This window comes from Neorhizobium sp. DAR64872/K0K18, assembly GCF_050500175.1.
Classification (GTDB): Bacteria; Pseudomonadota; Alphaproteobacteria; order Rhizobiales; family Rhizobiaceae; genus Neorhizobium; species Neorhizobium soli.
In genome coordinates this window covers 3,281,788-3,307,540 of sequence record NZ_CP191446.1, presented here as the reverse complement: position 1 = coordinate 3,307,540, position 25,753 = coordinate 3,281,788, and the positions used below count along the sequence as shown (strand labels likewise).

The window sequence follows — 25,753 nt, the reverse complement described above, 5'->3', positions numbered from 1 at the left end:
TCGCCCGGGGAATGCGGCGGGCGGATGGAGCAGTGGATTGAAGCGGGCAGGACAGGAGCTGTCCTATCCTGCCCGTTCGCAAGGTGTCTTAGAACGCAGGTTCTTTCACTTCGTCCGGCGTATCGAACGTCGTGCCGAACCACTTTTCCTGCAGCTTGGCGAGGCGCCCGTCCTTCTTCATCTTGATGACTTCGGAATTGACGTATTCGACGAGGCTCGCGCTGTCGGCGTCCTTCTTGCCGATGAAGCCGAAATAGGCCTTCTTGCCGAAGGCGGGCGTCACCACTTCGAAGACGCCGGCGCGCTGCTTTGCGACGAAGGCAATGTTCGGCAGCGAATTTGCGACGGCGACGATACGGCCGGCAGCCAGATCCGCGTAGGCGTCGTTGAAGGAAACGTATTCGCGGGCGGTCACCTTGGTCGGAAGAGTCTCGGAATATTGCTGCAGCTGAGCAAGCTGCGCGGTCGCCTTGCCGGCGCCGACGGCCTTGCCGGCAATGTCTTCAGGCTTGGTGATCGATGTATCGCCGGCTTTCTTCAGGATGGCGACGGTGGCTTCAGCGATCGGCGCGGTCATCTTGAAGCGTTCCAGGCGTGCCTTGGTGATGGTGGCAGGGCCCGCGACGAAATCGAACTTGCCGGCTTCCAGCGCCGGGAAGACGCCATCCCAGGGAAGCTCGACCCATTCGATCTTGACGCCGAGATCCTTGCCGAGTTCTGCGAAGAAATCGACGTTGAGGCCCGTATGCGTGCCGGCATCGATAAAGTCGAAAGGAGCAAAGGCGGTTTCCGTGCCGACCTTCATGACGCCGGCCGCCTTGATGCGGGCAAGCGCGTCATCTGCGGCATGGGCGGAAAACGCCGTGGTTACGAGAAGTGCGGCGCCGACGGCGGCCTTCAGCAGGTGTCTCTTCAGCATTGGTGATGTCTCCACGTTATCGGCATACGCGTGCCGATGGCTGTTCCCGTTTATTGGCTCGGCGGAGTGAACCGGCAAAGCATGGAACAAATAGACAGAGCTTCCGAAACAGAGTCAACGCGGTTTCGCACTGCAATATAGGCTAGGTAAGTGCGAAGATAGCGATCGATCAGCCGATCGCGAGCGCGTCTTTCAAGCCGAGACCCTGCTTCTCCTGCAGGTCGAGATCAGCCTCGATATGATCGATATGGTGCAGCATCAGAGCGGCTGCCCGGTCGCCATCGCCGTCCTTGAGCGCGTCGAGGATCGCGAAGTGCTCGCTGTGGCCGCAGCTCGACACACCTGATCGGCCGTAAAGCGCGATCACCAGTGAAGAGCGGGCTATCAATTCGTCCATGAAGCGCTGGAGAATGGCATTTCCGGCGACCGAAGCCAGCATCAGGTGGAAATCTCCCGATGCCTTGATCTCGGCGCGGCGTGCGGCCGGACCGCGCTCGGTCATGTAGCGCTCTTCTTCCTCAAGCTGGCGCCGGAACTGCTCGATGTCGTCAAGCGTGATACGTTCGAGCGCGGCCGCGACGATGCCGGGCTCGATCAGCCGGCGCGAGGCAAAGATCTGGCGTGCTTCGTCCGGCGACGGATTGGAGACGAAGGCGCCGCGGTTTCGCTCGGTCTTTACCAGGCCTTCGAAGGTCAGCATCTGCAGCGCGGCGCGGGCGACGGTGCGACTGACATCGAACAGCGAGCCGACTTCGGCTTCCGAAAGCTTGGTTCCCGGCGCCAGGCGACGGTCGATGATCGCGTTGCGCAGCGCTTCGCGTATCGCCATAGACCGGTCTTCCGGCGTCGTCTCGCTGAGAATGATCTGCTCGCTGATACTCATCACCACATCCCGTTAATCTCCATTACTCCAGACAAATAGAGATTGCCAGAACGGATGTCTTCGATCCACGGCAAGGATTGCATACGATTTGCGCATGGGATCGGCATCGATCGCATGATTTTTGCGCACTGCACGCAAAACTCATTTCTGACCGCATTGAAGTTCCAGCAGTGCCAAAGGCTTAGGGAAACTGGCACGGCGGATGCATCTCATTTCCCAAGCAGGGAGCCACGAATGAGCAAAGCCGCCGAAATCGATATCGCCTCCGTCACCAAGACCTATGGGACGACGACGGCGGTCCATGCGATCAGTCTCAAGATCCCGGCCGGCACCTATTGCTGCCTGCTGGGGCCATCCGGCTGCGGCAAGACGTCGACGCTGAGAATGATCGCCGGCCACGAGAGCATCACGTCTGGCGACGTGCGGCTCGGCAACACGGTGGTGACTGATCTTCCGCCGGCCAAACGCGGCACGGCGATGATGTTCCAGTCCTACGCGCTGTTTCCGCATCTCGATCTGGTCGACAACGTCGCCTTCTCCCTGAAGATGAAGGGTGTCGACAAGGATGTCCGCCGCGCCAAGGCGATGGACCTGCTGCGGCTGATGCAGATGGAAGGCTATGCAACGCGCCGTCCGGCCCAGCTTTCCGGCGGTCAGCAGCAGCGCGTGGCACTTGCCCGTGCGCTGATCACCGATCCCGAAGCGCTGCTGCTCGACGAACCACTTTCGGCGCTCGATCCGTTCTTGAAGATCCGTATGCGCGCGGAGTTGAAGAAGCTGCAGACCTCGCTCGGCATCACCTTCGTGCATGTGACGCACAGCCAGGAAGAGGCGATGGCGCTTGCTGATATCATCGTCATCATGAACGACGGTCGCATCGAGCAGGCGGCCCATCCGCGCGTCGTGTTCGAAAAGCCGGCGACAGCCTTCGTCGCTAAGTTCATGGGCGACCACAACGTCATTTCCGGTCGCGTCACCAAAAGCGCGGGCCAGGAACTGATGCTGTCGGTGCCGGCCGGTGCCGATTTTCTGGCCGTCGGCGACAATGGCGACCTGACCGATCAGGCCGATATCGCCATCCGTACCGATCACGTCCGGATCGGCCAGCAGTCCGAAACGGGCCTCGGTTTTACCGGCTCGATCACCAATATCGAATATCGCGGTTCCTCGGTGAAGCTGTCGGTCAACGGCGCCGGCATCGAGGATTTTACCGCGATCCTCTCCGACACCGATTTCTTCGCCAATCCGGTCAAGGTCGGAGAGGCGATCCCCCTCTGCTGGGGCCGGGAGGACGCCATTGTCCTCGGGCGCCTCAAGCACTGATCCCACTCACAATAATCAACTAGAGGAGAACATGGGAATGACTGAAATTCAAAAGACCGCGAAAGGACTTTCGCGCCGCTCGCTGCTGAAGACCGCATCTGCCGCTGCCGGCCTTGCCGCCGGTTCAGGCGCCATTACCGGCTTCCCGACCATCTGGGCGCAGAACCCGATCACGATCCGCCAGTTCGGTACCGGCGTTTCGAACCTCAATGCGATTGCCGAAAAGTGCAAGGCGGATCTCGGCATCACGCTCGAGATGACCGCAACCGACTCGGATGCAGCTGCCCAGCGCGCCGTCACGCAGCCGAACTCCTACGACATTGCCGACATCGAATACTGGATCCTCAAAAAGGTCTATCCGGCCGGCGTCATCCAGCCGATGGATGTGAAGAAGCTGAAATATTACGACAAGGTCGTGCCGCTGTTTAAGAATGGCAAGCTGAAGCCGGACAGCGTGATCGCCCAGGGCACGGCGCCGCATACGGTCGGCTTCGTCGAAAAGGCAGGCGACAAGAAATTCGCCAAGGAAGAGACCCAGTGGTTCACCATGATGCCGACGATCTACAATGCCGATACGCTCGGCATTCGTCCGGATCTGGTCGGCCGTGAAATCACGACCTGGGCCGATATCATGGACCCGAAGTTCAAGGGCAAGACGTCCATCCTGAACATTCCGTCGATCGGCATCATGGATGCCGCGATGATCATGGAAGCCATGGGCAACATCAAGTATGCCGACAAGGGCAATATGACCAAGGCCGAGATCGATGCGACCATCGATTTCCTGATCAAGGCCAAGCAGGCAGGCCAGTTCCGCGCCTTCTGGAAGTCGTTCGACGAAAGCGTCAACCTGATGTCGTCGGGCGAAGTCATCATCCAGTCGATGTGGTCGCCGGCCGTTGCCGCCGTCCGCTCCAAGGGCATCGCCTGCAAGTATCAGCCGCTCAAGGAAGGCTATCGCTCGTGGGGCGGCGGTCTCGGTCTTGCGGCCCATCTCTCCGGCGCCAAGCTCGATGCGGTCTATGAATATATCAACTGGTACACATCCGGTTGGGTCGGTGCCTACCTCAACCGCCAGGGTTACTATTCCGCTGCCATGGACACGGCCAAGGAACACATGTCGGCCGACGAGTGGGGCTACTGGATCGAAGGCAAGGCAGCAAAGGGCGATATCGTCGCTCCCGATGGCAAGGTCATGGAAAAGGCCGGTGCGGTTCGCGATGGCGGTTCCTTTGAGGAACGCATGGGTCACGTCGCCTGCTGGAATTCGGTGATGGACGAGGACCGCTACATGGTTCGCCGCTGGAACGAATTCATCGCGGCTTGATCGACATCTTCCTTCCCTCATTCCTGTGCTCGTCACAGGAATCCAGCCAGCCCAAGCCCTTGGGCTGAAGAGGGTCTCTAACCGCGCAGACGCGCGGTTGCTGGATCCCTGTGACGAGCACAGGGATGAGGGTGGGGCACCAACCTTGCCACAGATCCCTTCTCCCCGCCCGCGGGGAGAAGGTGGCGGCAGCCGGATGAGGGGCACCTTTCCGGACCGCTCTTTTTCGAAACGACAGGAGCCTTTTGGTGATGGTGGCAGTGCGATTCCTAGGTGTTGGCGAACCGAAGCCGAAGCGGCAGATCCGCATCCCGCTCGGCCTCGTCTCCTATCTGCAGGCGACGCCGCTGACGCTGATCCTTGGGTTTTTCCTGGCGCTTCCGATCCTGATGATCGTGATCGTCAGTTTCTGGGATTACGATTTCGCCCAGATGTATCCCGACTTTCTGACCATGAACTATGTGGAGACGCTCGGATCCTGGGTCACCTGGAAGACCTATCTCAACACGCTGAAATTTGCGGCGATCGTCTGGGCGATCACGCTGTTCGTCGGATTCTGGGTCGCCTATTTTCTCGCCTTCCACATTCGCACCTCGGCGATGCAGATGGTGCTGTTTCTGGTCTGCACCGTGCCGTTCCTGACATCCAACATCATCAGGATGATTTCGTGGATTCCGGTTCTCGGGCGAAACGGGTTGATCAACAGCGCGCTCGTCAGCGCCGGCATCGTGCCGGAGCCGATCCAGTGGCTGCTTTATTCCGACTTCGCCGTCGTGCTGGCCATGGTGCATCTCTACACGCTGTTCATGGTGACGCCGATCTTCAACACGCTGATGCGGATCGACAAGTCGCTCGTCGAAGCGGCGCGTGATGCCGGTGCCACATCCTTTCAGATCCTCACCAATGTCATCATTCCGCTTGCCAAGCCCGGCATGGCGATCGGCACGATCTTCGTGGTGACGCTTGTGATGGCCGACTTTTCCACCGTGCAGGTCATGTCCGGGGGCCAGAGCGCGTCGGTGGCGCTGATGATGAAGAACCAGATGTCGCTGCTGCAATATCCGGCTGCCGCTGCCAATGCGGTGGTTCTTCTGGTCCTCGTTCTCTTGATGGTCGCGGGCATCCTGCGCATCGTCGATATCCGCAAAGAACTGTGAAGATGGGGGAGCTTTGAGATGCACAGCGACAAGCGCGGCCGCGAATTCTATTTTCTTGCCCTATTCTTCGCCATCTTCGTGCTGTTTCTCTATGGGCCGCTGTCTGCGGTGCTGATCCTGTCGTTCCAGGGACCGAACGGTGGTCTGACGTTCCCGCTGAACGGCGTCTCAACCCGCTGGTTCGTCAACCTGTTCGAGACCCAGGCGGTCGGCGATTTCGGCGGTTCATTCCGGCGGTCCACAGCACTCGGGGTGATGGTGATGATCGTCACGGTCGTCGTGGCACTCCTGGCGGGCCTTGCCTTTCGCCGCAAGTTTGCCGGGGCTACCGCGCTCTTTTACCTGGCGGTGGCCAGTCTCGTCGTTCCGTCGATCATCGTATCGCTCGGCATCGGCGTCGTCTTCCAGCAGTTCGGGCTGGAGCCTACCTGGTACACGTCTGCCTTCGGCGCGCATCTGACATGGACCCTGCCGTTCGGCGTGCTGATCATGTTTGCCGTGTTCAACCGCTTTTCGCCGGCCTATGAGGAGGCTGCGCGCGATCTCGGCGCCTCGTCCTGGCAGACGTTTTCCAATGTCGTGCTGCCGATGATCGCACCCAGCCTGATCGGCGTCGGACTGTTCGGCTTCACGCTTTCCTATGACGAGTTTGCCCGCACGCTGATGACAGCTGGCACGTACAATACGCTCCCGCTCGAGATCTACGGCATGACCACCAATGTCACGACGCCGGTGCTTTATGCGCTCGGGACCGTGACGACGGTGTTCTCGTTCCTGGTCATTGCCGGAACGCTCGGCTTGATCGTTTATATCAACCGTCGCCGACTGCGGAGCTGATCCCACACGATGCGCATTCTGATCGTCAATCCCAATACCACCGCCAGCATGACGGCGACCGTTGCCGACAGCGCCGCCCGCGTTGCCAATTCCGGCACGCAGATCGAGGCCGTCACATCGTCCATGGGGCCGGTGTCGATCGAGGGCTATTATGATGAGGTGTTTGCGGTCCCCGGCCTTTTGGTCGAGCTTGCCAAGGGTGAAAAGGCCGGTGCCGACGCGGCGATCATCGCCTGTTTCGATGATACGGGGCTCGATGCAGCCCGGGCTCTCGCCCATATCCCTGTTATAGGCATCTGCGAAGCGGCGCTTTCTGCCACCGCCTTTATCGCGCAACGCTTCACGATCGTGACGACCATGGAGCGCTCACGCCTGCCGCTCGAACATCTCGTCCATCGCTACGGCATGGCCGGCCGCTGCAAGGTGCGGGCCGCCGATATTCCGGTCCTGTCGCTGGAAGATCCGACATCCAACGCGCGCGAACGCCTTCGTTCCGAAATCGCGCTGGCCTTGAAGGAAGACAAAGCGGAGGCGATTGTGCTCGGTTGCGCCGGCATGGCGGATCTTGCCGCCGAGCTGCGGGCCGAATGCGGGGTTCCCGTGGTCGATGGTGTCGCGGCTGCCGTGAAGCAGGCTGAAATGCTGGTGGCATTGGGGTTGTCGACCGCCAAAAACGGCGGTTATGCAACGCCGGTTGATAAGCCGTATGTCGGGCTTCTCGAAGGGTTTGCGCCGGGCAGGCTTGCAGCCCGATGATGGGCTCGCCGGTTATCCGGACTTTGACGCTTGGGGAGGTGGAATGCCTTCTCGACTGGGCGAGAGCGGAAAGCTGGAACCCCGGGCTTGCCGATGCGGCGGCTTTCCATGCGGCGGACCCCGATGGTTTCTTCGGCTGTTTCGTCGATGGCGTGTTCGCATCAGGCATTTCCGCGGTGCGATACGGCAACGACTTCGGCTTTATCGGCCTCTATATCGCGCATCCCGATTTTCGCGGGCAGGGTATGGGCCGGCGTGTATGGGATGCTGGCATGGCCCATCTGGAGGGACGCACGATCGGTCTCGATGGCGTTGCGGAGCAACAGCAGAATTATCGCAGCATGGGGTTCGAGCCGGTCTATGAAACCGTCCGCTGGAGCGGCCGTCTCGAGGGTGCTGCAACTTCCGCGGTGAGCAACGTCAGCGCCAATATTTTGCCGGCTATCATCCGCTACGATGGCGAGGTCTTCCCGCAGGTCCGTGAAGCGTTTCTTCACAAATGGCTGAAGCCGCCGAGGACTGCAAAGGTCCTGATCAAGGGTGGAGAGATCAGAGGCTACGGCGTCTGCCGCAAATGTATCGACGGGTTCAAGATCGGTCCGCTTTTCGCCATGGGTAAGACCGAAGCCGTCACGCTGCTGCAAAGACTCGTCGCGGAAACCGGAGGCGAGACCGTGCATATCGATGTGCCGGCGCCGCAGCAGGAATTTTCGGACTATCTCGCGGAAGCCGGATTCCAAAAAGGTTTTACCACGGCCCGAATGTATCGCGGCCTGCCACCGAGCGCGCGGACAGCCGATATCTTCGGGGTTACGACGTTGGAACTCGGGTAGAATCCGGGAAGCGCAGCTCGGCGGTCTTGTTGCCTGGCACGTTCTCCGCAGCATCCAGCGACGTGCGGATGCGGATTTTGCCGACGTCGATCACATGACGCATCGCCGACATCGCCTTTTGCGGATCGCGGGACGCGATGGCATGGGCGATGCGCAGATGGTTGGAGGCGACTTCGTCGATCATTTCCGGCGACGCGGCCGGTGACGACAGCTGGAAGGAAATCGCCAGTGCCGCCTCAATCAAAGCGCTTGCGGAGCGCATGAACGGATTGCCGGACATGCGGGCGATGGCCAGATGGAATTCGAGATCCACGTTGGCGATCGATTCCGGCGTGTGGTTGAGATTGTCGAATTTGGCAGCGATCGCGTAAAGCGAAACGATGTCATCGCTCGTTGCCCTCAGAGCCGCCGCGGCTGCTGCTGCCGGCTCAAGCGCGGTGCGCATTTCGGCCAGATGCTCGATGAATTCGTAATCGAGACTCGTCTCGAAACGCCAACTCAAGACATCCGCGTCGAAGAAATTCCAGCTCGAACTGTCGAGGACGCGGGTACCGACCTTCGCCTTGGCTTCGACCAGCCGCTTGGCAGACAGCGTCTTCATCGCCTCGCGTAACACCGTGCGCGATACGCCGAACCGTGCCGAAAGCTCGGTGTCGCCGGGCAGGAGAGAGCCTTCCGGGAACGTGCCGGAAACGATCCCGCGGCCAAGCCCAGCGACCACCGTTGCGTGGTTGCTACGGCGCTTTCGCCCGTTAATCGTCGTTTCCAGCAAACTCAAACTAGATCTCCTTAAGCCGACTCTCGGCCAATCGCCGGTTTGAATACCAGATGATACCGCGCTGCAACACAATGAACACGAAAAGGAGGATGCCGATGACGATCTTCGTCCACCAGGACGACAGGGTTCCGTCGAAGACGATGTAAGTCTGGATCAGGCCTTGGATAAGGATGCCGACGAACGTGCCGGCTACAAGCCCGACGCCGCCGGTCAAAAGCGTACCGCCGATGACGACGGCTGCAATCGCATCGAGTTCGACGCCGACGGTGGCCAGCGAATAACCCGACGAGGTATAAAGCGTGTAGGCAATGCCGGCCAAGCCCGACAGGAAGCCTGACAGGGCATAGATGCCGATCGTCGTGGAGCCGACGGGTACGCCCATCAGCTCCGCCGACTGGATATTGCCGCCGATCGCGTAGACATTCGCGCCGAACCGCGTCCTTCCGGCAATGAACCCGCCGATGATGAAGACGAGCAGCATCAAAATCGCAAGCGCCGTCAGCCGCCCGCCGCCGGGAAAGCGGAAGTAGAAACCCTGGATCGCGTCGATCATCTCGTGGCTGATCGGTACCGACGCCGTGGAAATCAGGTAGGCGGCACCGCGCGCGAGAAACATGCCGGCCAGTGTGACGACGAAAGGCGGAATGCCGAGATAGCGGATCATCGCCCCCATCAGACTGCCGAACAGGGTGGAGATGACGAGAACGGCTAAGAAGGCAGTCAGCGGGTGCAGGCCGAGCGAGCCGACGGCGACGGCCACGAACACGCTTGTGAAGGCGATGACCGAGCCGATCGAGAGATCGATGCCTCCCGACAGAATGACGAAGGTCATGCCGACAGCGGCGATGCCGAGAAACGCGTTGTCCGTCAGCAGATTGCCGATCACCCTCGTCGACAGCATGTTCGGAAACTGCAGGATGCAGAGCCCGTAGGCTATAACGAAGATGGCAAGCGTCGTGACGAAGGGAAGGTTGCGGGTGTGGATCATCTTGCCGCCCCTTCAACCTTGGAAACCGGGTTCTTGCTGCCTTTCGGCTGCGACCTCAAGAAGCCGAGCATGGTGATCACGGCGGGTGATTGCAGTGTCAGCACGATGATGATGATGCCGGCCTTGATGATGAGGTTGAATTCCGGCGGGAAGCCGGAAACGAGAATGCCGGTGTTGATCGACTGGATGATCAGCGCGCCGATCAGCGACGCTGTGATCGAGAAGCGCCCGCCGTTGAGCGACGTACCGCCGATCACGACCGCGAGGATCGCATCGAGTTCAAGCCAGAGGCCCGCATTGTTGGCATCGGCGCCGCGGATATCGGCGGTCACGATCAGCCCGGCGACTGCGGCACAGAGGCCCGAGATCGCATAGACGAAGAATAGCAGGAAGCGGGCTTTGACGCCGGCAAGCGTTGCGGCACGGCGGTTGATGCCCGTTGCCTCGATCAGAAAGCCGAGCGCCGAGCGGCGGACCAGCAGGCCGACGAGAAGGCCGGTGCCGAGCCAGAGAAAGATCGGGATCGGAATGCCGGCGAACGAACCGGATCCGAGCGCCGAAAACGTGTCGTCATTGAAGGTGAGGATGACGCCCTCTGTGATCAGCTGGGCAATCCCGCGTCCCGCCACCATCAGGATCAGCGTTGCGATGATCGGTTGGATATCGAGGAGGGCAACGAGAATGCCGTTCCAGAGACCGCAGACGAGGCCGATGCCGAGCGATACGACGATGACGACCGGGATCGGATATCCATCGGCAATCAGCGTTGCGGCAACGGCACCGCAGATGGCGATCACGGCGCCGATCGACAGATCGATCCCGCGGGTCGCGATGACGAGCGTCATGCCGATGGTCAGAAGGGCCACGGGTGCGGCGCGCACCAGAATGTCGATCAGGCTGCCGTAGACGCGGCCGTTTTGGACCGAGATTGTCAGGAAGCCGGGCGCGATCGCCGTGATCATGCCGAGGATGATCGCAAGCGCGATCAGCTGCGGCGCAAGTCGCTTGAGGCGACGGGTTATCGGGTTCATCAGGCGGCCTCCGTCCGGTTCGGTGCGGCAATCGCCTGCATGATATTGTCGGCATTGACGTCGCTGCCGGTGAGTTCCGCCACGTGGCGGCGGTCGGAAAGAACAATGACCCGGTGGGCGATCGCCGTCAGTTCCTCCAGTTCGGAGGAGATCACAACAAGCGACATGCCTGCGGCACACAGCCGCTCGATCATTTTCAGGATTTCCGCGTGAGCGCCGATATCGATGCCGCGGGTCGGTTCGTCGAGGATCAGAAGCCGTGGTTCCGTCGCCAGCCAGCGGGCGAGGATAGCCTTCTGCTGGTTGCCGCCGGAGAGGAACTTGATCGGCCGCTCCGCATCGGCGGGGCGAATGTCGAGGGATTTGATGAACCCTTCAGCCAGGGCCCGGCGCTCGCGCGACGAGATCGGTTTTGCCCAGCCCTGACGGGCCTGCAGTGCCAGGGCGATATTGTCGGCCACGGAAAGATCGCCGATGATCCCATCCGTCTTGCGTTCTTCCGGACAGAAGCCGAACCCGTTCGAAATGGCCGCGACCGGCGAGGAGAGGGCGATCTCCTTGCCGTCGATGCTGGCTGTGCCGCTGTCTGCGCGGTCGATGCCGAAAAGGAGGAAGGCCGTTTCGCTGCGGCCAGACCCGAGAAGTCCGGCGACGCCGACGACTTCGCCTGGGCGGATGTCGAGATCGAACGGGGCGACGCTGCCGCGTTTTCCGTAGCCGGCGAAACGAATGGGCGCCTCGCCGGTCGGGGCGATGGTTTCTTCCTGGGCCTGATGCTCTCGGGTAATGTCCTGCAGCTCGCGGCCGAGCATCATCGAGATGAGTTCGAGACGCGGCAGTTCGGCCAGCGCCCGGCTTCCTACCAGTCTGCCATTGCGCAGCACGGTGACCCGGTCGGCCACCGCATAGACCTGGTTTAGAAAGTGGGTGATGATGATGATGCCGAGACCCTGTTCGCGCAGCCGGCGCAGCACGACGAACAGCATTTCGACTTCCTGGCTGTCGAGACTCGCGGTCGGTTCGTCGAGAACAAGCACCTTGCCGGAAAGATCGACGGCACGGGCGATCGCGACGATCTGGCGGATCGCGACGGAATAGGAGGAGAGAAGGGCATCGACGTCGATATCGAGGCCGTATCTCGCGAGAAGCGCTTTCGCGCGGCGACGCATCTCGCGTCGATCGATGAACCCGAAGCGGCTTGGCTGGCGACCGAGGAACAGGTTTTCGGCCACCGTGAGGTTTTCGAGAAGATTGACTTCCTGATAGACGGTGCCGATGCCGAGCGCCTGCGCTTCCGCGACATTGGCCGGCGTCACGTCTTGGCCATCCAGCCGCATCTCGCCGCGGTCACGCGTGTAGACACCTGTCAGGATCTTGATCAACGTGGATTTGCCGGCGCCATTTTCACCAAGCAGCGCGTGGATTTCACCCCGCTGCAGCGTGAAGTCCACGCCCTCAAGCGCGGTGACGCCGAGAAAGGATATGCCGACGCCCCTTGCTTCCATGAGCGGGTCATCGAGACGTTCTCGGTCTGTGGCGGAGAACGAATTTTCTGAGGAAGTCTGTATGTCTGTCATGCTCCAGCCCGCATAAGTGGAGGCCGGGACAGCTCTTGAAAAAGCTGCCCCGGTTGAAAACTGCCCGGCTCGGTCGAGAGCTAGATCGGGCGGCGGGAGATCAGTAGCCGAGGCCCTTCTTGGCTTCGTACACCTTCATCGGGTCATCAGAAGCCGTGTACAGCTTCGATTCTGTCTGGATCCACTTTGGTGGTTCCTTCTTGTCCTTCAGGTAGGCTTCGAGTGCGTCGAGCGCGGGGCCTGCCATGTTCGGCGTGAGCTCCACAGTCGCGTTTGCTTCACCCTTCGACATAGCCTGGAAAATATCCGGAACGGCGTCGATCGAGACGACCTTGATGTCGGTGCCCGGCTTCAGCCCGGCTTCCTTGATGGCCTGGATCGCGCCGACGGCCATGTCGTCATTATGAGCGTAAACGGCGCAGATGCCCTTGCCGCCGCCTTCTGCCTTGATGAAGCTTTCCATGACTTCCTTACCCTTGGTGCGGGTAAAGTCACCGGTCTGCGAACGCGCGATCTTGATGTTCGAATGCGAGGCAATAGCCTGTTCGAAACCCTTCTTGCGGTTGATGGCAGGTGAGGAACCGGTGGTTCCCTGCAGTTCCACGACCTTGCAGTCCTTGGAGCCGACATCCTTCACCAGCCAGTCGCCTGCAACCTTGCCTTCAAAGGTCTGGTCAGAGGTGACGGCCGTCAGGTAGAGATCTTTCGGTGCATCGATTTCGCGGTCGAGAAGGATGACAGGGATCTTTTCTTCCTTGGCTTCCTTCAGGACTGCGTCCCAGCCGGTGGCAACGACAGGTGCGATCAGGATCGCATCGACGCCCTGGGCGATAAAGCCGCGGATTGCCTTGATCTGGTTTTCCTGCTTCTGCTGCGCATCGGCAAACTTGAGGGTGATGCCGCGCTTTTCGGCCTGCTGCTTCGTCACTGTCGTTTCGGCAGCGCGCCAGCCGGATTCAGATCCGATCTGCGAGAAGCCGATTGTCAGGGATTTTGCGGAAACGCTCGACGCTAGGCATGCGGTAACAACGGCGGTAGCCGCCCATAGTGCTCTCTTCATCTTAAATCCTCCCAGAGATGATAAGAAAACTGACGGTCGAAGGTTTGGCATATAATCATACTTTTGCAAGACGCAAAATTGCGAAAAATCACGCTTTCGAAACGCGATTTTGCGAGATCCTCATTTATCTATATGATTCCACTCGCTATTTAGAATTCTCCCTTGTTTACGATGATGGCACTCTGAAGCCATCTCGTTCTTGACAGTACGTCCCGTTATCCAATAGTCGTATTAATGACGCATCGGATCGTGATCTGATGGGAGGGGTTGGCGCGGTTTCGGGAGACACTGCGCTTCAATATTATCAGACTTATCGGATGGCAGGGCATATGTTGCGAATTCTTCAGGTTGCGAGCTTGTCTGGCGATGTTCAGGTTGTCGCCTGGAGCGGAGATACTCCGCGCGTCGTCAATGGCGTTTCCTCAACCTACGAGCTTGCCCAGAAGGCCATTGCAGCAGGCCTGAGTCTGGCGCAGCAGATCGAAGCACTCGGGCTTGGTGATGAAGTCGACCTCGACGTTGCCGCGCAGAGCGGACGTCTTGGTCTTCCGGTCTCGCATCCCGATCCAGCCCATTTCATCGTTGCCGGCACCGGCCTCACGCATCTCGGTTCCGCCGATGGTCGCGACAAGATGCACAAGGCAGCGCAGTCGGAAGAAAAGCCGACCGATTCCATGCGCATGTTCCTGATGGGCGTCGAGGGCGGCAAGCCGAAGGACGGCGAAGTCGGTGCTCAGCCGGAATGGTTCTACAAGGGCAATGGAACGCAGCTGCGCGCAACCGGCGAAGATCTCGTTTCTCCCTCGTTCGCGCTTGATGGCGGCGAGGAGCCGGAACTGGCGGCGATCTATCTGATCGGCCCCGACGGCACGCCGTTCCGCCTCGGCTTCTGTCTCTCCAACGAATTTTCCGATCACGTGACCGAGAAGGGCAACTATCTCTGGCTTGCCCATTCCAAGCTGCGCCAGGCAGCGCTCGGACCGGAACTTCTGGTCGGCGAGCTGCCTGATCATGTCGAAGGCACGTCGCGCATCCGTCGTGGTGACGAGGTGATCTTCGAAAAGCCGTTCCTGTCGGGCGAAGCGAACATGTCGCACTCGATCGCCAACCTCGAATACCACAATTTCAAATACGACCTGTTCCGCCAGCCGGGCGATCTGCATGTCCATTTTTTCGGCACGGCGACGCTGTCGGTCTCGCATGGCATCAAGACCGAAGCCGGCGATGTGTTCGAGATCGATGCGGCGCCGTTCAAGCTTCCGCTCGTGAACCGTCTGGCTGTGGCAGCGGAAACGCCTGTCGCGATCAAGGCGCTCTGAGGTGGCCATGACCCCCATTCGTCTCGCTATCGTCGGACTTGGCAAGATTGCCAGGGACCAGCATCTCGGCGCAATCGAAGCGACCGACGGGATCGATCTCGTCGCAGTCGCCAGCCGCAACGCCTCGCTCGAAAATGTCGCGTGCTTTGCTGATATTCACGAGCTTTTGGCTTCCGGCGTCGAAATCGACGCTGTCTCTCTCTGTACGCCGCCCCAGGGCCGGTTCGAGCAGGCAAAGGCAGCGCTTGAAGCCGGCAAGCATGTAATGCTCGAAAAGCCGCCGGGCGCGACGCTTTCGGAGGTCTTTGCGCTGGAAACGCTGGCGAGAGAAAAAGGCCTCAGCCTGTTTGCAACATGGCATTCCCGCGCTGCCGCGGCTGTCGAGCCTGCAAGGGTGTTGATCGCCGAGCGGACGTTGAAAAGCGTTTCGGTCGAGTGGAAGGAAGATGTTCGCCACTGGCATCCGGGTCAGGCGTGGATCTGGGAGCCGGGCGGTCTCGGCGTTTTCGATCCCGGCATCAATGCTCTGTCGATCGTCACGCGGATCATGCCCGAAACGTTTCATCTCGTGCGCTCCGAACTGACCTTCCCGGCCAATCGTGCAGCGCCGATCGCTGCAAGCCTTGCCTTCGAAACGAAAAGCGGCTTGCCTGTGGCGGCCGAATTCGACTGGCGTCAGACGGGGCCGCAGACCTGGGACATCCGGGTCGAGACCGAAGAGGGCACGATCGTCCTCACTCACGGCGGCAGCCGCCTGATCGTCGACGGCGAGGCGCAGATCGTCGAGGAAGATCGCGAATATCGCAATCTGTATCGGGATTTCGTGGCGCTCGTCACCAAGGGTGACAGCGATACGGATTTCTCACCGCTGGTGCATGTGGCGGATGCCTTCATGCTTGGCCGGCGCATTGAAACTGAAGCATTCGAGGACTGAAGATGAGCAATTCGGAAAACGCGCCCTCAAGTGAAATCGCCGAAACCGGAGAGCGCCGCCAGGACGCGCGTAAGCTGCGGTCGCGCGCCTGGTTCGATAATCCTGACAATGTCGACATGACCGCGCTCTATCTCGAGCGCTACATGAACTTCGGTCTCAGCCAGGCCGAACTTCAGTCGGACCGGCCGATCATCGGCATCGCCCAGACCGGTTCGGACCTGTCGCCGTGCAACCGCCACCACCTCGAGCTTGCCAACCGTCTGCGCGAAGGTATTCGCGAAGCGGGCGGCATCGCCATCGAATTTCCGGTGCATCCGATCCAGGAAACCGGCAAGCGCCCGACCGCGGGCCTTGACCGCAACCTAGCCTATCTCGGCCTTGTCGAAGTTCTCTACGGTTACCCGCTCGATGGCGTCGTGCTGACGATCGGCTGCGACAAGACCACGCCAGCCTGTCTTATGGCTGCTGCCACCGTCAACATTCCAGCCATCGCCCTGTCGGTCGGCCCGATGCTGAACGGCTGGTTCCGCGGTGAACGCACCGGTTCCGGGACGATCGTCTGGAAGGCACGCGAACTTCTGGCCAAGGGCGAGATCGATTACGCGGGCTTTGTGAAGCTTGTCGCGTCTTCGGCACCATCCACCGGCTATTGCAACACAATGGGCACGGCAACGACGATGAATTCGCTGGCCGAAGCGCTGGGCATGCAGCTGCCGGGTTCGGCCGCCATCCCGGCTCCTTACCGTGACCGCCAGGAAGTCTCGTATCTCACTGGCCTTCGCATCGTCGAAATGGTCAGGGAAGACCTGAAGCCTTCGGATATTCTGACCAAGGACGCTTTCATCAACGCCATCCGCGTCAATTCCGCGATCGGCGGCTCGACCAATGCGCCGATCCATCTGAACGCGCTCGCCCGCCATACCGGCGTGGAACTGACGGTCGACGACTGGCAGACCTATGGCGAGGAAGTGCCTCTCCTGGTCAACCTGCAGCCAGCCGGCGAATATCTCGGTGAAGACTATTACCATGCCGGCGGTGTTCCGGCTGTTGTCAACCAGCTGATGACGCAGGGCCTCATCAACGAAGATGCGATGACGGTGAACGGTAAGACGATCGGCGACAACTGTCGCGGTGCGATCATCGAGGACGACAAGGTCATCAAGCGCTACGACGAACCGCTGAAGGCACGGGCCGGCTTCCGCGTTCTGCGCGGCAACCTGTTCTCCTCGGCCATCATGAAGACCAGCGTTATCTCGCCTGAGTTCCGCGAGCGTTACCTCTCCAATCCGAACGATCCGGAAGCCTTCGAAGGCCGTGCGATCGTGTTCGACGGTCCGGAAGATTATCACCACCGCATCGACGATCCATCGCTCGAGATCGACGAGCATTCGGTTCTCTTCATGCGCGGTGCCGGTCCGATCGGTTATCCGGGCGCTGCCGAAGTCGTCAACATGCGCGCTCCCGATTACCTTCTGAAGCGGGGTATCAGCTCGCTCGCCTGCATCGGTGATGGACGCCAGTCCGGCACGTCGGGCAGCCCGTCGATCCTCAACGCGTCTCCGGAAGCGGCAGCAGGTGGTGGTCTTGCACTTTTGAAGACCGGCGACCGTGTGCGCATCGATCTCGGTCGCGGCGAAGCCAACATCCTGATTTCGGATGATGAGCTTGCACAACGTCGAAGCACTCTGGACGCCGAGGGCGGCTATCGCTATCCGAAGCACCAGACGCCGTGGCAGGAAATCCAGCGCGGCATCGTCGGGCAGATGGAAACCGGCGCGGTTCTCGAACCGGCTGTCAAATACCAGCGCATTGCGCAGACCGAAGGTCTGCCGCGCGACAATCACTGACCTGAAAAAGGTCGTGAGGGGAGGCGGGGAGCCTCTCCCGGATAATACGGCAGCTTAATTGTGAGCTGCTTGAAACGGAGGAGTTACTTATGAAAATTTTGAAACTCATGACCACGGTTGCAATTTTCGCAGGTGTCGCGCTCGCGTCGCCTGTGTTTGCTGCAGACAAGGGTCTCGTCGGCGTCGCGATGCCGACCAAGTCTTCTGCCCGCTGGATCGCCGATGGCGACAACATGGTCAAGGTTCTGAAAGAACGTGGCTATGACGTGGACCTTCAGTACGCTGAAGACGATATCCCGAACCAGCTGTCGCAGATCGAAAACATGGTCACCAAGGGTGCCAAGGTTCTCGTGATTGCATCGATCGACGGCACGACGCTGTCCGACGTTCTGCAGCAGGCTGCCGATCAGAAGATCAAGGTCATTGCCTATGACCGCCTCATCCGCGAAACACCGAATGTCGACTACTACGCGACCTTCGACAACTTCCAGGTCGGCGTTCAGCAGGCAACCTCGCTGGTAAAGGGTCTCAAGGCCGATACCGAAAAGGGCCCGTTCAACATCGAACTGTTCGGCGGTTCGCCGGACGACAACAACGCCTTCTTCTTCTATAACGGTGCGATGAGCGTCCTTCAGCCGCTGATCGACAAGGGCACGCTCAAGGTCGGCTCCGGCCAGACCGGCATGGACAAGGTCGCGACCCTTCGTTGGGATCCGGCAACTGCCCAGTCTCGCATGGACGCCATCCTGTCCTCGACCTATTCCGACAAGAAGCTGAACGGCGTTCTGTCTCCCTATGACGGTATCTCGCTCGGCATCATCTCGTCGCTGAAGGGCGTCGGCTACGGTTCCGGCGACATGCCGATGCCGATCGTCTCCGGTCAGGATGCGGAGGTGCCTTCGGTCAAGTCGATCATCGCCGGCGAACAGTATTCGACGATCTACAAGGACACGCGCGAACTCGCGAAGGTCACCGTAGACATGGTCGATGCTGCCATGAACGGCAAGGAACCGGTTGTCACCGACACCAAGACCTATGACAACGGCAAGAAGGTCGTTCCGTCCTACCTGCTGAAGCCAGTTGTCGTCGACAAGACGAACTGGAAGGTCCTCGTCGATACCGGCTACTACCAGGAATCGCAGCTCAAGTAAGTCTCTGGCCGCGCGGCGCAAGCGTCGCGCGGCTTCCTATTCCAGGAGTTCTCATGCTTGATCCTGTATTGTCGGCGGATAAACCGCCTATTTTGGAAATGCGCGGCATTTCAAAAAGTTTTGGCGCCGTTAAGGCGCTTTCGGACGTGAGCTTTACCGTCAAGGAAGGCGAGATTCACGCCCTTGTCGGCGAAAACGGAGCCGGCAAGTCGACGCTGATGAAGGTGCTTTCGGGCGTGTACCCGCATGGTTCCTACGAAGGCTCGATCCTGTTCGACGGCGAGGAACGCCACTTCCGCGACATCAACGATTCCGAAAAGCTCGGTATCATCATCATTCACCAGGAGCTCGCGCTCATCCCGCTGATGTCGATTGCCGAGAACATCTTTCTCGCGAACGCGCCATCCAAGTACGGAGTGATCGACCGCGATGCTCGCTACATCCGCACCAAGGCCCTGCTCGCCAAGGTCGGTCTCGTTGCCGAGGTGCCCGAAACCCTCATCACCAACCTCGGTGTCGGCAAGCAGCAGCTGGTCGAGATCGCCAAGGCACTGTCCAAGGACGTGCGCCTGCTGATCCTCGACGAGCCGACCGCTTCGCTCAACGAAACCGACAGCGCAGCCCTGCTCGAACTCCTCAAGGAATTCCGCCGCAACGGCATTACCTCGATCATGATCAGCCACAAGCTGAACGAGATCTCGGAAGTTGCGGACCGCATCACCGTGCTGCGCGACGGTCGTACGGTCGGCACGCTTGACTGTCACGAAGGTCCGGTCGACGAGGACGAGATCGTCCGTCGCATGGTCGATCGCGATCTCGAAAGCCGTTACCCGAAGCGCGAGCCGAAGATCGGCGAGGTGATCTTCGAGGTCGACGACTGGTCCGTCCATCATCCGCAGCATTCGAACCGCAAGGTGGTCAAGAACGTGTCCATGAAGGTCCGGGCCGGCGAAGTCGTCGGCATCTCCGGCCTGATGGGGTCCGGCCGCACCGAGTTCGCGATGAGCGTGTTCGGTCGCGCCTATGGCCGCGATATTTCCGGCACCGTGAAGATCCATGGCAAGCCAGCGGATACCTCGGACGTGCACCGGGCGATCAAGGCGGGCCTTGCCTATGTCACCGAAGACCGCAAGCATCTCGGGCTGATCCTGTCTGAGGACATCCGCAAGAATGTCTCGCTCGCGCACCTGGGCGGCGTTTCGTCACGCGGCGTGATCGACGACATCCGCGAAATGAAGGTTGCCCAGGAATTCCGCGACCGTATGCGGATCCGCAGCCATAACGTCTACCAGGAAACCGGCAAGCTTTCCGGCGGCAACCAGCAAAAGGTCGTGCTGTCCAAATGGCTGTTCACCAACCCGGACATCCTGATCCTAGACGAACCCACACGCGGCATCGATGTCGGCGCCAAGTACGAAATCTATTCCATCATCAACGAACTTGCGGATGCCGGTAAGGCAGTCATCGTGATCTCGTCCGAAATGCCCGAGCTCATCGGCATCTGCGACAGGATCATGGTCATGCACGAGGGCGAATTTGTCGGCGAAGTCGCCGGCGAAGAGGCAACGCAGGAAAATATCATGCGCGCTATCATGCGCCGCAAGGGGAGATAATTATGAGCACTCCGCAGGAAGCAATTACCGCTCCCAAGGCGGCGACAGGTTTCTGGAAGGAAAATCTTCGTGACTACGGGATGCTGATCTCGCTGGTCGTGATCGTCATCTTCTTCCAGGTCGCAACGGGGGGCGTTCTGCTGAAGCCGCTCAACATCACCAACATCGTTCTCCAGAACAGCTATATCGTCATCATGGCGCTCGGCATGCTGATGGTGATCGTGACCGGCCACATCGACCTTTCGGTCGGTTCGGTCGCCGGTTTCGTCGGCGCGGTCGCGGCGATGCTGATGGTGCAGTACAGCTTCGACTTTGTCACGGCGAGCATCATCTGCCTCGTGCTCGGTGGCGTGATCGGCGCAATGCAGGGCTATTTCGTCGCCTATTTCAGGATTCCGTCCTTCATCGTGACGCTTGCTGGCATGCTGGTCTTCCGCGGGTTCATGATCGCGGTCCTTAGCGGCCGGTCGATCGGTCCCTTCGACCCGACCTTCCAGAAGCTTTCTTCCGGCTTCATCCCGGAACTGATCTCCTCGACGGGCGGCCTTTATCTGACGTCCTTCATCATCGGCCTGGTACTGGCCGCCCTGATGGTCTGGCAGAACTTCAGAAGCCGCGCACGGCGTGTCGAGCATGGCGTCGAATCCGAACCGATGGCTTTCTTCATCGGCAAGAACATCCTTGTCATGGCTGCCATCGGCTATGTCGCCTACCTGATCTCGTCGCACCGCGGCCTGCCCAACGTGCTGATCATCATGGCCGTGCTGATCGTCGCCTACGGCTTCTTCACCAACCGCACGATCATCGGACGGCAGATCTATGCGGTTGGTGGCAATGCCCGCGCAGCCGAACTGTCGGGCATCAAGACCGTGCGTCTGGTGTTCTGGACCTTCGTCAACATGGGTGTGCTGGCAGCACTTGGTGGCCTCGTCGTTGCCGCTCGCCTGAACAGCGCGACCCCGAAGGCCGGCACGGGCTTCGAGCTCGACGTCATCGCGGCCTGCTTCATCGGCGGCGCCTCGGCTTACGGCGGCGTTGGCAAGGTCACGGGTGCCGTCATCGGCGCCTTCCTGATGGGCGTGATGAACAACGGCATGTCGATCCTCGGCATCGGCATCGACTATCAGCAGGTCATCAAGGGTCTGGTTCTGCTCGGCGCCGTCTGCGTCGACGTCTACAACCAGCGCCGTTGAACCCTTATCACAGAGAGACAGCGAAAGGCGGGAGCTTCAGCTTCCGCCTTTTTTATTGCGACGTCGATGCGCTAAACCCTTATTGAAAGTAGGCGAGCGCCTACGTAATGAGAGCGGCAACACAGACATACTATTGCCGCGATCGGGTCGCCTTAGCTGCCCGGCTCGTTCGGGGAGAAATCCCCGGCAATGCTTCAACAACCGGCATGACCAATGATGTCCACAGATCAGCAGAAGACCGGCCTCCGCGAGACGTTTGAAAACTATCGCGGCTATCTCGTTCCCTTCATCATCCTCGTGGTCTTCGGCTTCACGACGTTTGCGATCTACGATCTGACGACCGAAGTCAGTTATGACGACGTGCTTGCAGCGCTTGCTGCCACGAAGGCATCGTCCATCCTTCTCGCGATCTTCTTCACCGCGCTGAGTTTCGTTGCGCTGACCGGTTACGACCTCAACGCACTCTCCTATATCGGCAAGAAGCTGCCACCGGTGCCGGTCGCGATGACCGCGTTCAGCGCCTATGCGGTTGGCAACACAGCCGGTTTCGGTGCCTTGAGCGGCGGCGCGATCCGATTCCGCGGTTACTCGCGGCTGGGCCTCAGCCCCGACGACATCGGCCGCGTGATCGCCTTTGTCACGCTCGCCTTCGGGATCGGCCTGCTTGGGGTGACTGCGATCGCATCGCTTGTCACGGCGCCTCGGATCGGCAGCCTGCTCGGCATCGGCGAGGGTTGGGTGCGCGGCATTGCGGTTGCGATCATCGTGGTGCTCTCAGTGCTTGTCGTTGCCGGCTGGAATGGCCGCGAAGTGGCGTTGGGCAGGCTGAAGCTGCGGCTTCCCGATACGAAAACCTCGTCGCAACAGTTCCTGATCACGGCGCTCGATATCGCAGCCTCGGCGTCGGTTCTTTACGTGCTTCTGCCGCAGACGGATATCGGCTGGCCGTCGTTCCTGGCGATCTATGCCACAGCTGTCGGTGCCGGCGTTCTCAGCCACGTTCCGGCGGGGCTGGGCGTGTTCGAGACGATCATCGTTGCGGCGCTCGGAAGCACTGTCGATATCGATCAGGTTCTCGGCAGCCTTGTTCTCTACCGGGTCATCTATCACGTGCTGCCGCTTCTGGTCGCGACGCTGTTCGTGATCGGTATGGAGGTGCAGCAGCTTTCCAACCATCCGGTCGCCTCGACGCTGCGCAAGCTGGAATTCCGTCTGGCGCCCCTGCTGCTTGCCGCATTCGCGATGATCGCTGGTGCCATGCTGGTGTTTTCGGGCGTTACACCGACGCCGGATTCGGATCTGGATTTCCTCTATAACTATCTGCCGCTGCCGGTCGTCGAAGGTGCGCATTTTCTGTCCAGCATTCTCGGCATCGTTCTTTTTGCTTCGGCCCGCGGTGTGAGCCAGAGGCTCGACGGGGCGTGGTGGACGGCAACGGCTTGTTCCGCGCTGGCTTTGCTGCTCGCCTTCGTGCGTGCGGTCGCGGTGTTTGAAGCGATCTTTCTGGTCATTCTGCTCGCCGGCCTGTTGCTCAGCGCCCGGCAGTTCACCCGTCCGGCGTCACTCCTCCGGCAGGTGCTGACGCCTGCGTGGGTCGTGGCGATGCTGGTGCTGGTGGCGGCAGCGATAACAGTTCTTCTGTTCGTCTATCGCGAGGTGGATTACAGCCGCGAGCTCTGGTGGCAGTTCGAGTTTTCGGCAGAAGCGCCGCGCGGGCTTCGTGCGATCCTGGGTGTGGCCATCGTTGCCGGCACGATTGCGATTGCCAGCCTGCTTCGGCCGGCTGCGACCCGCACGGCGCAATCCACGCCGGAGGAACTGGAGCGGGCGATCTCGATCGTCCGTCAGCAGGACGTCGCCGATGCGAATGTCGTGCGCATGGCCGACAAGCGGTTGATGTTTTCCACAAACGGCAGGGCCTTCATCATGTACGGCATCCAGGGGCGTTCCTGGATTGCCTTGTTCGATCCGGTCGGCCCGGCGGAGGAAATCCCCGAACTGGTCTGGAGCTTCGTGGAAGAAGCGAGGGCTCAGGGCGGACGGGCCGTGTTCTACCAGATTTCGCCGGCACTTCTGCCTTACTGCGCCGATGCTGGCATGCGGGCCGTCAAGCTCGGAGAACTGGCGATCGTCGATCTGGAGCGCTTCGATCTCAAGGGAAGTCGTCTTGCGGGTCTGCGTCAGGCCGTCAACAAGGGGCTTCGCGAGGGGCTCGAATTCGACGTCATCGAGCAGGCGGATGTGATGGGCTCGATCGAGGATCTGCGCCGGGTGTCCGATACCTGGCTCGCAGCCCATGAAACACGCGAAAAGACGTTTTCGCTTGGCGCCTTCCAGGATGCCTATGTCGCATCCCAGCCGGTTGCCGTGCTGCGCACGCAGGGAAAGATCGTTGCCTTTGCGACGCTGTCGCTGACCGAAACGAAGCAGGAGGCAACCGTCGACCTGATGCGGTTTGCGCCGGATGCGCCCAGAGGCTCGATGGATTTCCTGTTCGTCCGCTGCATGGAATATCTGCAGGCCGCCAGCTACCGGACCTTCAACCTCGGCATGGCGCCGCTTTCCGGCATGGCACAGAGGGAAGCCGCCCCTGTCTGGGACCGGATCGGCAGCGTGATCTTCGAACACGGCGAGCGCTTCTACAATTTCAAAGGCCTGAAGGCATTCAAAACCAAGTTTCACCCGCACTGGGAACCCCGCTATCTGGCGGTGGCAAGCGTCAGTCCTGCCATTGCGATGGTCGATGCGACGCTGCTGATTGGCGGGGGCTTGAGAGGAGTGGTCGGAAAATGATGATGCTGTCCCGAATTCTCGCCGTCGGCATTCTGCTGGCCGGTGCCGGTTTCGCCTCCGCTCAGCAGCCTGCTTCCGAGCAAACCGGTTCGCAGACGGATGACTACAAGACCGGCATGATCGTCTCGCCGCATATCACTCTGCCCGCCGACAAGGATCTGAAGGCGATGGTCTTCCTGATCTCGAAGGGCGCAGGCTGGGGTGCCGAGGAAGAAAGCCAAGCCAAGGCGCTTGTCGATCAGGGGGCGGCGGTGGTCGGTATCGATTATCCCTCCTACATTGCGTCGCTCGCCAAGGATGACGGCGATTGTATCTACATGGTCTCCGATATCGAAGACCTGTCGCAGCAGGTGCAGCGCCGGATCGGCAATGCCAGTTACCGGCATCCGATCATTGCCGGAATCGGGGATGGCGCAGCACTTGCGCTCGGCATGATCGCGCAGAGCCCGTTTGCGACAGTCTCGAAAGCCATCGCAGTCGATCCGACGGCCGGCATTCCGCTCGAAAAGGTTCTCTGCACCCCCGCGACCAAGGAAAAGGCCGGAGACCGGACGATCTACGGCTTTACCGATGGAAAGCTGCCGGCCGACGTGACGATCGGCTTGACCGATGCGGCCGATGCCGCCGGCAAGGACCACGCCACCAGCCTCAAGGCCGGTTGGCCGGATCTTGAGCTCAAGGACGTATCCGGGCCTGCAACTGAAGCGCTCGCAGATCTCCTCGACACGGCGATTGAAGGTGACGGCAATAGCGATCAACTCGATCTGCCAGTAACGGTCCTGGACACGAAACCGACACTCGACACGATGGCGGTTGTCTATTCCGGCGATGGCGGATGGCGTGATATCGACAGCGAGCTCGGCGGTTATCTGCAGGCCCAGGGTGTGCCTGTGGTCGGGGTGGATTCGCTGCGGTATTTCTGGAAGGAACGCACGCCGCAGGAAACGGCGGATGATCTCGTCAAGATCATCGACACGTACCGGCGCCAGTGGAACGTGAAAAACGTGGTGCTGATCGGCTATTCATTCGGAGCCGACATCCTGCCGGCGACCTTCAACGTCCTGCCGGCTGCGACCAAAGCGAGGGTGAAACAGATTTCGCTGCTGGCGCTGTCGAAAGAGGTCGATTTCGAGATTTCCGTTACCGGTTGGCTTGGTGTTGCCGGTGAGGGCAAGAACGGCGACAGCATTTCCGATATCGCCAAGATCGATCCGCATGTCGTGCAGTGCCTTTATGGTACCGACGAAGACGACGATCCTTGCCCGACGCTGAAACCGCAGGGTATCGAGACGGTCGGCATCGAAGGCGGACACCATTTCGATGAAGATTACGAGGGGCTTGGAAAGCTCATTCTTGAGAGCCTCCACAAGCGGCTGACCAAGTAGAAGCCGTTTTCCCGCGAAGAAATCACACTCCCGTGAGCTGGTTCGTGAG

21 protein-coding genes are annotated in these 25,753 nt (G+C 60.2%); 14 read left to right on the top strand and 7 right to left on the bottom strand.

From position 1 onward, the window contains the following. Positions 1 to 88: 88 nt before the first annotated feature. On the bottom strand, positions 89 to 919 hold the full coding sequence (locus ACQY1P_RS21575; protein WP_062581505.1) for a transporter substrate-binding domain-containing protein: 831 nt from the start codon (positions 917 to 919) through the stop codon (positions 89 to 91). Positions 920 to 1,088: 169 nt separating this feature from the next. Further along, on the bottom strand, positions 1,089 to 1,802 hold the full coding sequence (locus tag ACQY1P_RS21570; RefSeq protein WP_174197210.1) for a GntR family transcriptional regulator: 714 nt from the start codon (positions 1,800 to 1,802) through the stop codon (positions 1,089 to 1,091). A gap of 234 nt (positions 1,803 to 2,036) precedes the next feature. On the opposite strand from ACQY1P_RS21570, the gene ACQY1P_RS21565 reads away from it, so the two are divergent. From ACQY1P_RS21565 to ACQY1P_RS21540, 6 genes are all read left to right on the top strand, one after another. After that, entirely contained in the window at positions 2,037 to 3,125 is a 1,089-nt protein-coding gene (locus tag ACQY1P_RS21565; RefSeq protein WP_430255398.1) for an ABC transporter ATP-binding protein, read from the top strand. A gap of 37 nt (positions 3,126 to 3,162) precedes the next feature. After that, complete coding sequence (locus tag ACQY1P_RS21560) at positions 3,163 to 4,452, top strand: ABC transporter substrate-binding protein (protein WP_430255396.1); 1,290 nt, start codon at positions 3,163 to 3,165, stop codon at positions 4,450 to 4,452. A gap of 251 nt (positions 4,453 to 4,703) precedes the next feature. Then, on the top strand, positions 4,704 to 5,609 hold the full coding sequence (locus tag ACQY1P_RS21555; protein ID WP_092659174.1) for an ABC transporter permease: 906 nt from the start codon (positions 4,704 to 4,706) through the stop codon (positions 5,607 to 5,609). Between the two features lie 18 nt (positions 5,610 to 5,627). After that, positions 5,628 to 6,446 carry an ABC transporter permease gene (locus tag ACQY1P_RS21550; protein WP_062462092.1) on the top strand — a complete coding sequence of 273 codons (819 nt, stop codon included), beginning with the start codon at positions 5,628 to 5,630 and terminating at the stop codon, positions 6,444 to 6,446. A gap of 9 nt (positions 6,447 to 6,455) precedes the next feature. Beyond that, positions 6,456 to 7,202, top strand: coding sequence for an aspartate/glutamate racemase family protein (locus ACQY1P_RS21545; protein ID WP_325265411.1), 747 nt, complete (start codon positions 6,456 to 6,458; stop codon positions 7,200 to 7,202). Then, positions 7,199 to 8,035 (top strand): GNAT family N-acetyltransferase, encoded by an 837-nt coding sequence (locus tag ACQY1P_RS21540; RefSeq protein WP_325265413.1) that lies wholly within the window; start codon positions 7,199 to 7,201, stop codon positions 8,033 to 8,035. The genes ACQY1P_RS21545 and ACQY1P_RS21540 overlap by 4 nt, the downstream gene beginning before the upstream one ends. On the opposite strand, the gene ACQY1P_RS21535 is transcribed toward ACQY1P_RS21540, so the two are convergent. From ACQY1P_RS21535 to ytfQ, 5 genes are all read right to left on the bottom strand, one after another. Continuing rightward, a complete protein-coding gene (locus tag ACQY1P_RS21535) occupies positions 8,013 to 8,813 on the bottom strand; it encodes a FadR/GntR family transcriptional regulator (RefSeq protein ID WP_082471960.1) in 801 nt (266 codons plus the stop codon). The genes ACQY1P_RS21540 and ACQY1P_RS21535 overlap by 23 nt on opposite strands. Position 8,814: 1 nt before the next feature. Beyond that, the gene (gene yjfF, locus ACQY1P_RS21530) at positions 8,815 to 9,801 is read right to left on the bottom strand and encodes a galactofuranose ABC transporter, permease protein YjfF (protein ID WP_082471961.1); all 987 of its coding nucleotides are present in this window, start codon (positions 9,799 to 9,801) and stop codon (positions 8,815 to 8,817) included. Continuing rightward, positions 9,798 to 10,832: an ABC transporter permease gene (locus ACQY1P_RS21525; RefSeq protein WP_325265416.1), complete on the bottom strand. Its 1,035-nt coding sequence runs from the start codon at positions 10,830 to 10,832 to the stop codon at positions 9,798 to 9,800. The genes yjfF and ACQY1P_RS21525 overlap by 4 nt, the downstream gene beginning before the upstream one ends. Further along, entirely contained in the window at positions 10,832 to 12,337 is a 1,506-nt protein-coding gene (locus ACQY1P_RS21520) for a sugar ABC transporter ATP-binding protein (RefSeq protein WP_430255393.1), read from the bottom strand. The genes ACQY1P_RS21525 and ACQY1P_RS21520 overlap by 1 nt, the downstream gene beginning before the upstream one ends. 172 nt (positions 12,338 to 12,509) lie before the next feature. Next, entirely contained in the window at positions 12,510 to 13,469 is a 960-nt protein-coding gene (ytfQ, locus tag ACQY1P_RS21515) for a galactofuranose ABC transporter, galactofuranose-binding protein YtfQ (protein ID WP_062581523.1), read from the bottom strand. A gap of 329 nt (positions 13,470 to 13,798) precedes the next feature. Here ytfQ and araD1 point away from each other — a divergent pair, with 329 nt between their 5' ends. From araD1 to ACQY1P_RS21475, 8 genes are all read left to right on the top strand, one after another. Then, positions 13,799 to 14,788 carry an AraD1 family protein gene (gene araD1 / locus ACQY1P_RS21510; protein WP_062582998.1) on the top strand — a complete coding sequence of 330 codons (990 nt, stop codon included), beginning with the start codon at positions 13,799 to 13,801 and terminating at the stop codon, positions 14,786 to 14,788. A 1-nt stretch (position 14,789) separates the two neighbouring features. Then, positions 14,790 to 15,722: a Gfo/Idh/MocA family protein gene (locus ACQY1P_RS21505; protein ID WP_430255391.1), complete on the top strand. Its 933-nt coding sequence runs from the start codon at positions 14,790 to 14,792 to the stop codon at positions 15,720 to 15,722. A 2-nt stretch (positions 15,723 to 15,724) separates the two neighbouring features. After that, positions 15,725 to 17,569, top strand: coding sequence for an IlvD/Edd family dehydratase (locus ACQY1P_RS21500; protein WP_062581527.1), 1,845 nt, complete (start codon positions 15,725 to 15,727; stop codon positions 17,567 to 17,569). 89 nt (positions 17,570 to 17,658) lie between these two features. After that, the gene (chvE, locus tag ACQY1P_RS21495) at positions 17,659 to 18,720 is read left to right on the top strand and encodes a multiple monosaccharide ABC transporter substrate-binding protein (RefSeq protein WP_062462113.1); all 1,062 of its coding nucleotides are present in this window, start codon (positions 17,659 to 17,661) and stop codon (positions 18,718 to 18,720) included. A 53-nt stretch (positions 18,721 to 18,773) separates the two neighbouring features. Beyond that, positions 18,774 to 20,333: a multiple monosaccharide ABC transporter ATP-binding protein gene (gene mmsA, locus ACQY1P_RS21490; RefSeq protein ID WP_113165639.1), complete on the top strand. Its 1,560-nt coding sequence runs from the start codon at positions 18,774 to 18,776 to the stop codon at positions 20,331 to 20,333. Between the two features lie 2 nt (positions 20,334 to 20,335). Further along, positions 20,336 to 21,526 carry a multiple monosaccharide ABC transporter permease gene (mmsB, locus tag ACQY1P_RS21485; RefSeq protein ID WP_062462120.1) on the top strand — a complete coding sequence of 397 codons (1,191 nt, stop codon included), beginning with the start codon at positions 20,336 to 20,338 and terminating at the stop codon, positions 21,524 to 21,526. 213 nt (positions 21,527 to 21,739) lie between these two features. Further along, complete coding sequence (mprF, locus tag ACQY1P_RS21480) at positions 21,740 to 24,319, top strand: bifunctional lysylphosphatidylglycerol flippase/synthetase MprF (protein ID WP_430255389.1); 2,580 nt, start codon at positions 21,740 to 21,742, stop codon at positions 24,317 to 24,319. Beyond that, on the top strand, positions 24,316 to 25,704 hold the full coding sequence (locus ACQY1P_RS21475) for a virulence factor family protein (protein WP_274598242.1): 1,389 nt from the start codon (positions 24,316 to 24,318) through the stop codon (positions 25,702 to 25,704). The genes mprF and ACQY1P_RS21475 overlap by 4 nt, the downstream gene beginning before the upstream one ends. Positions 25,705 to 25,753: the final 49 nt, after the last annotated feature.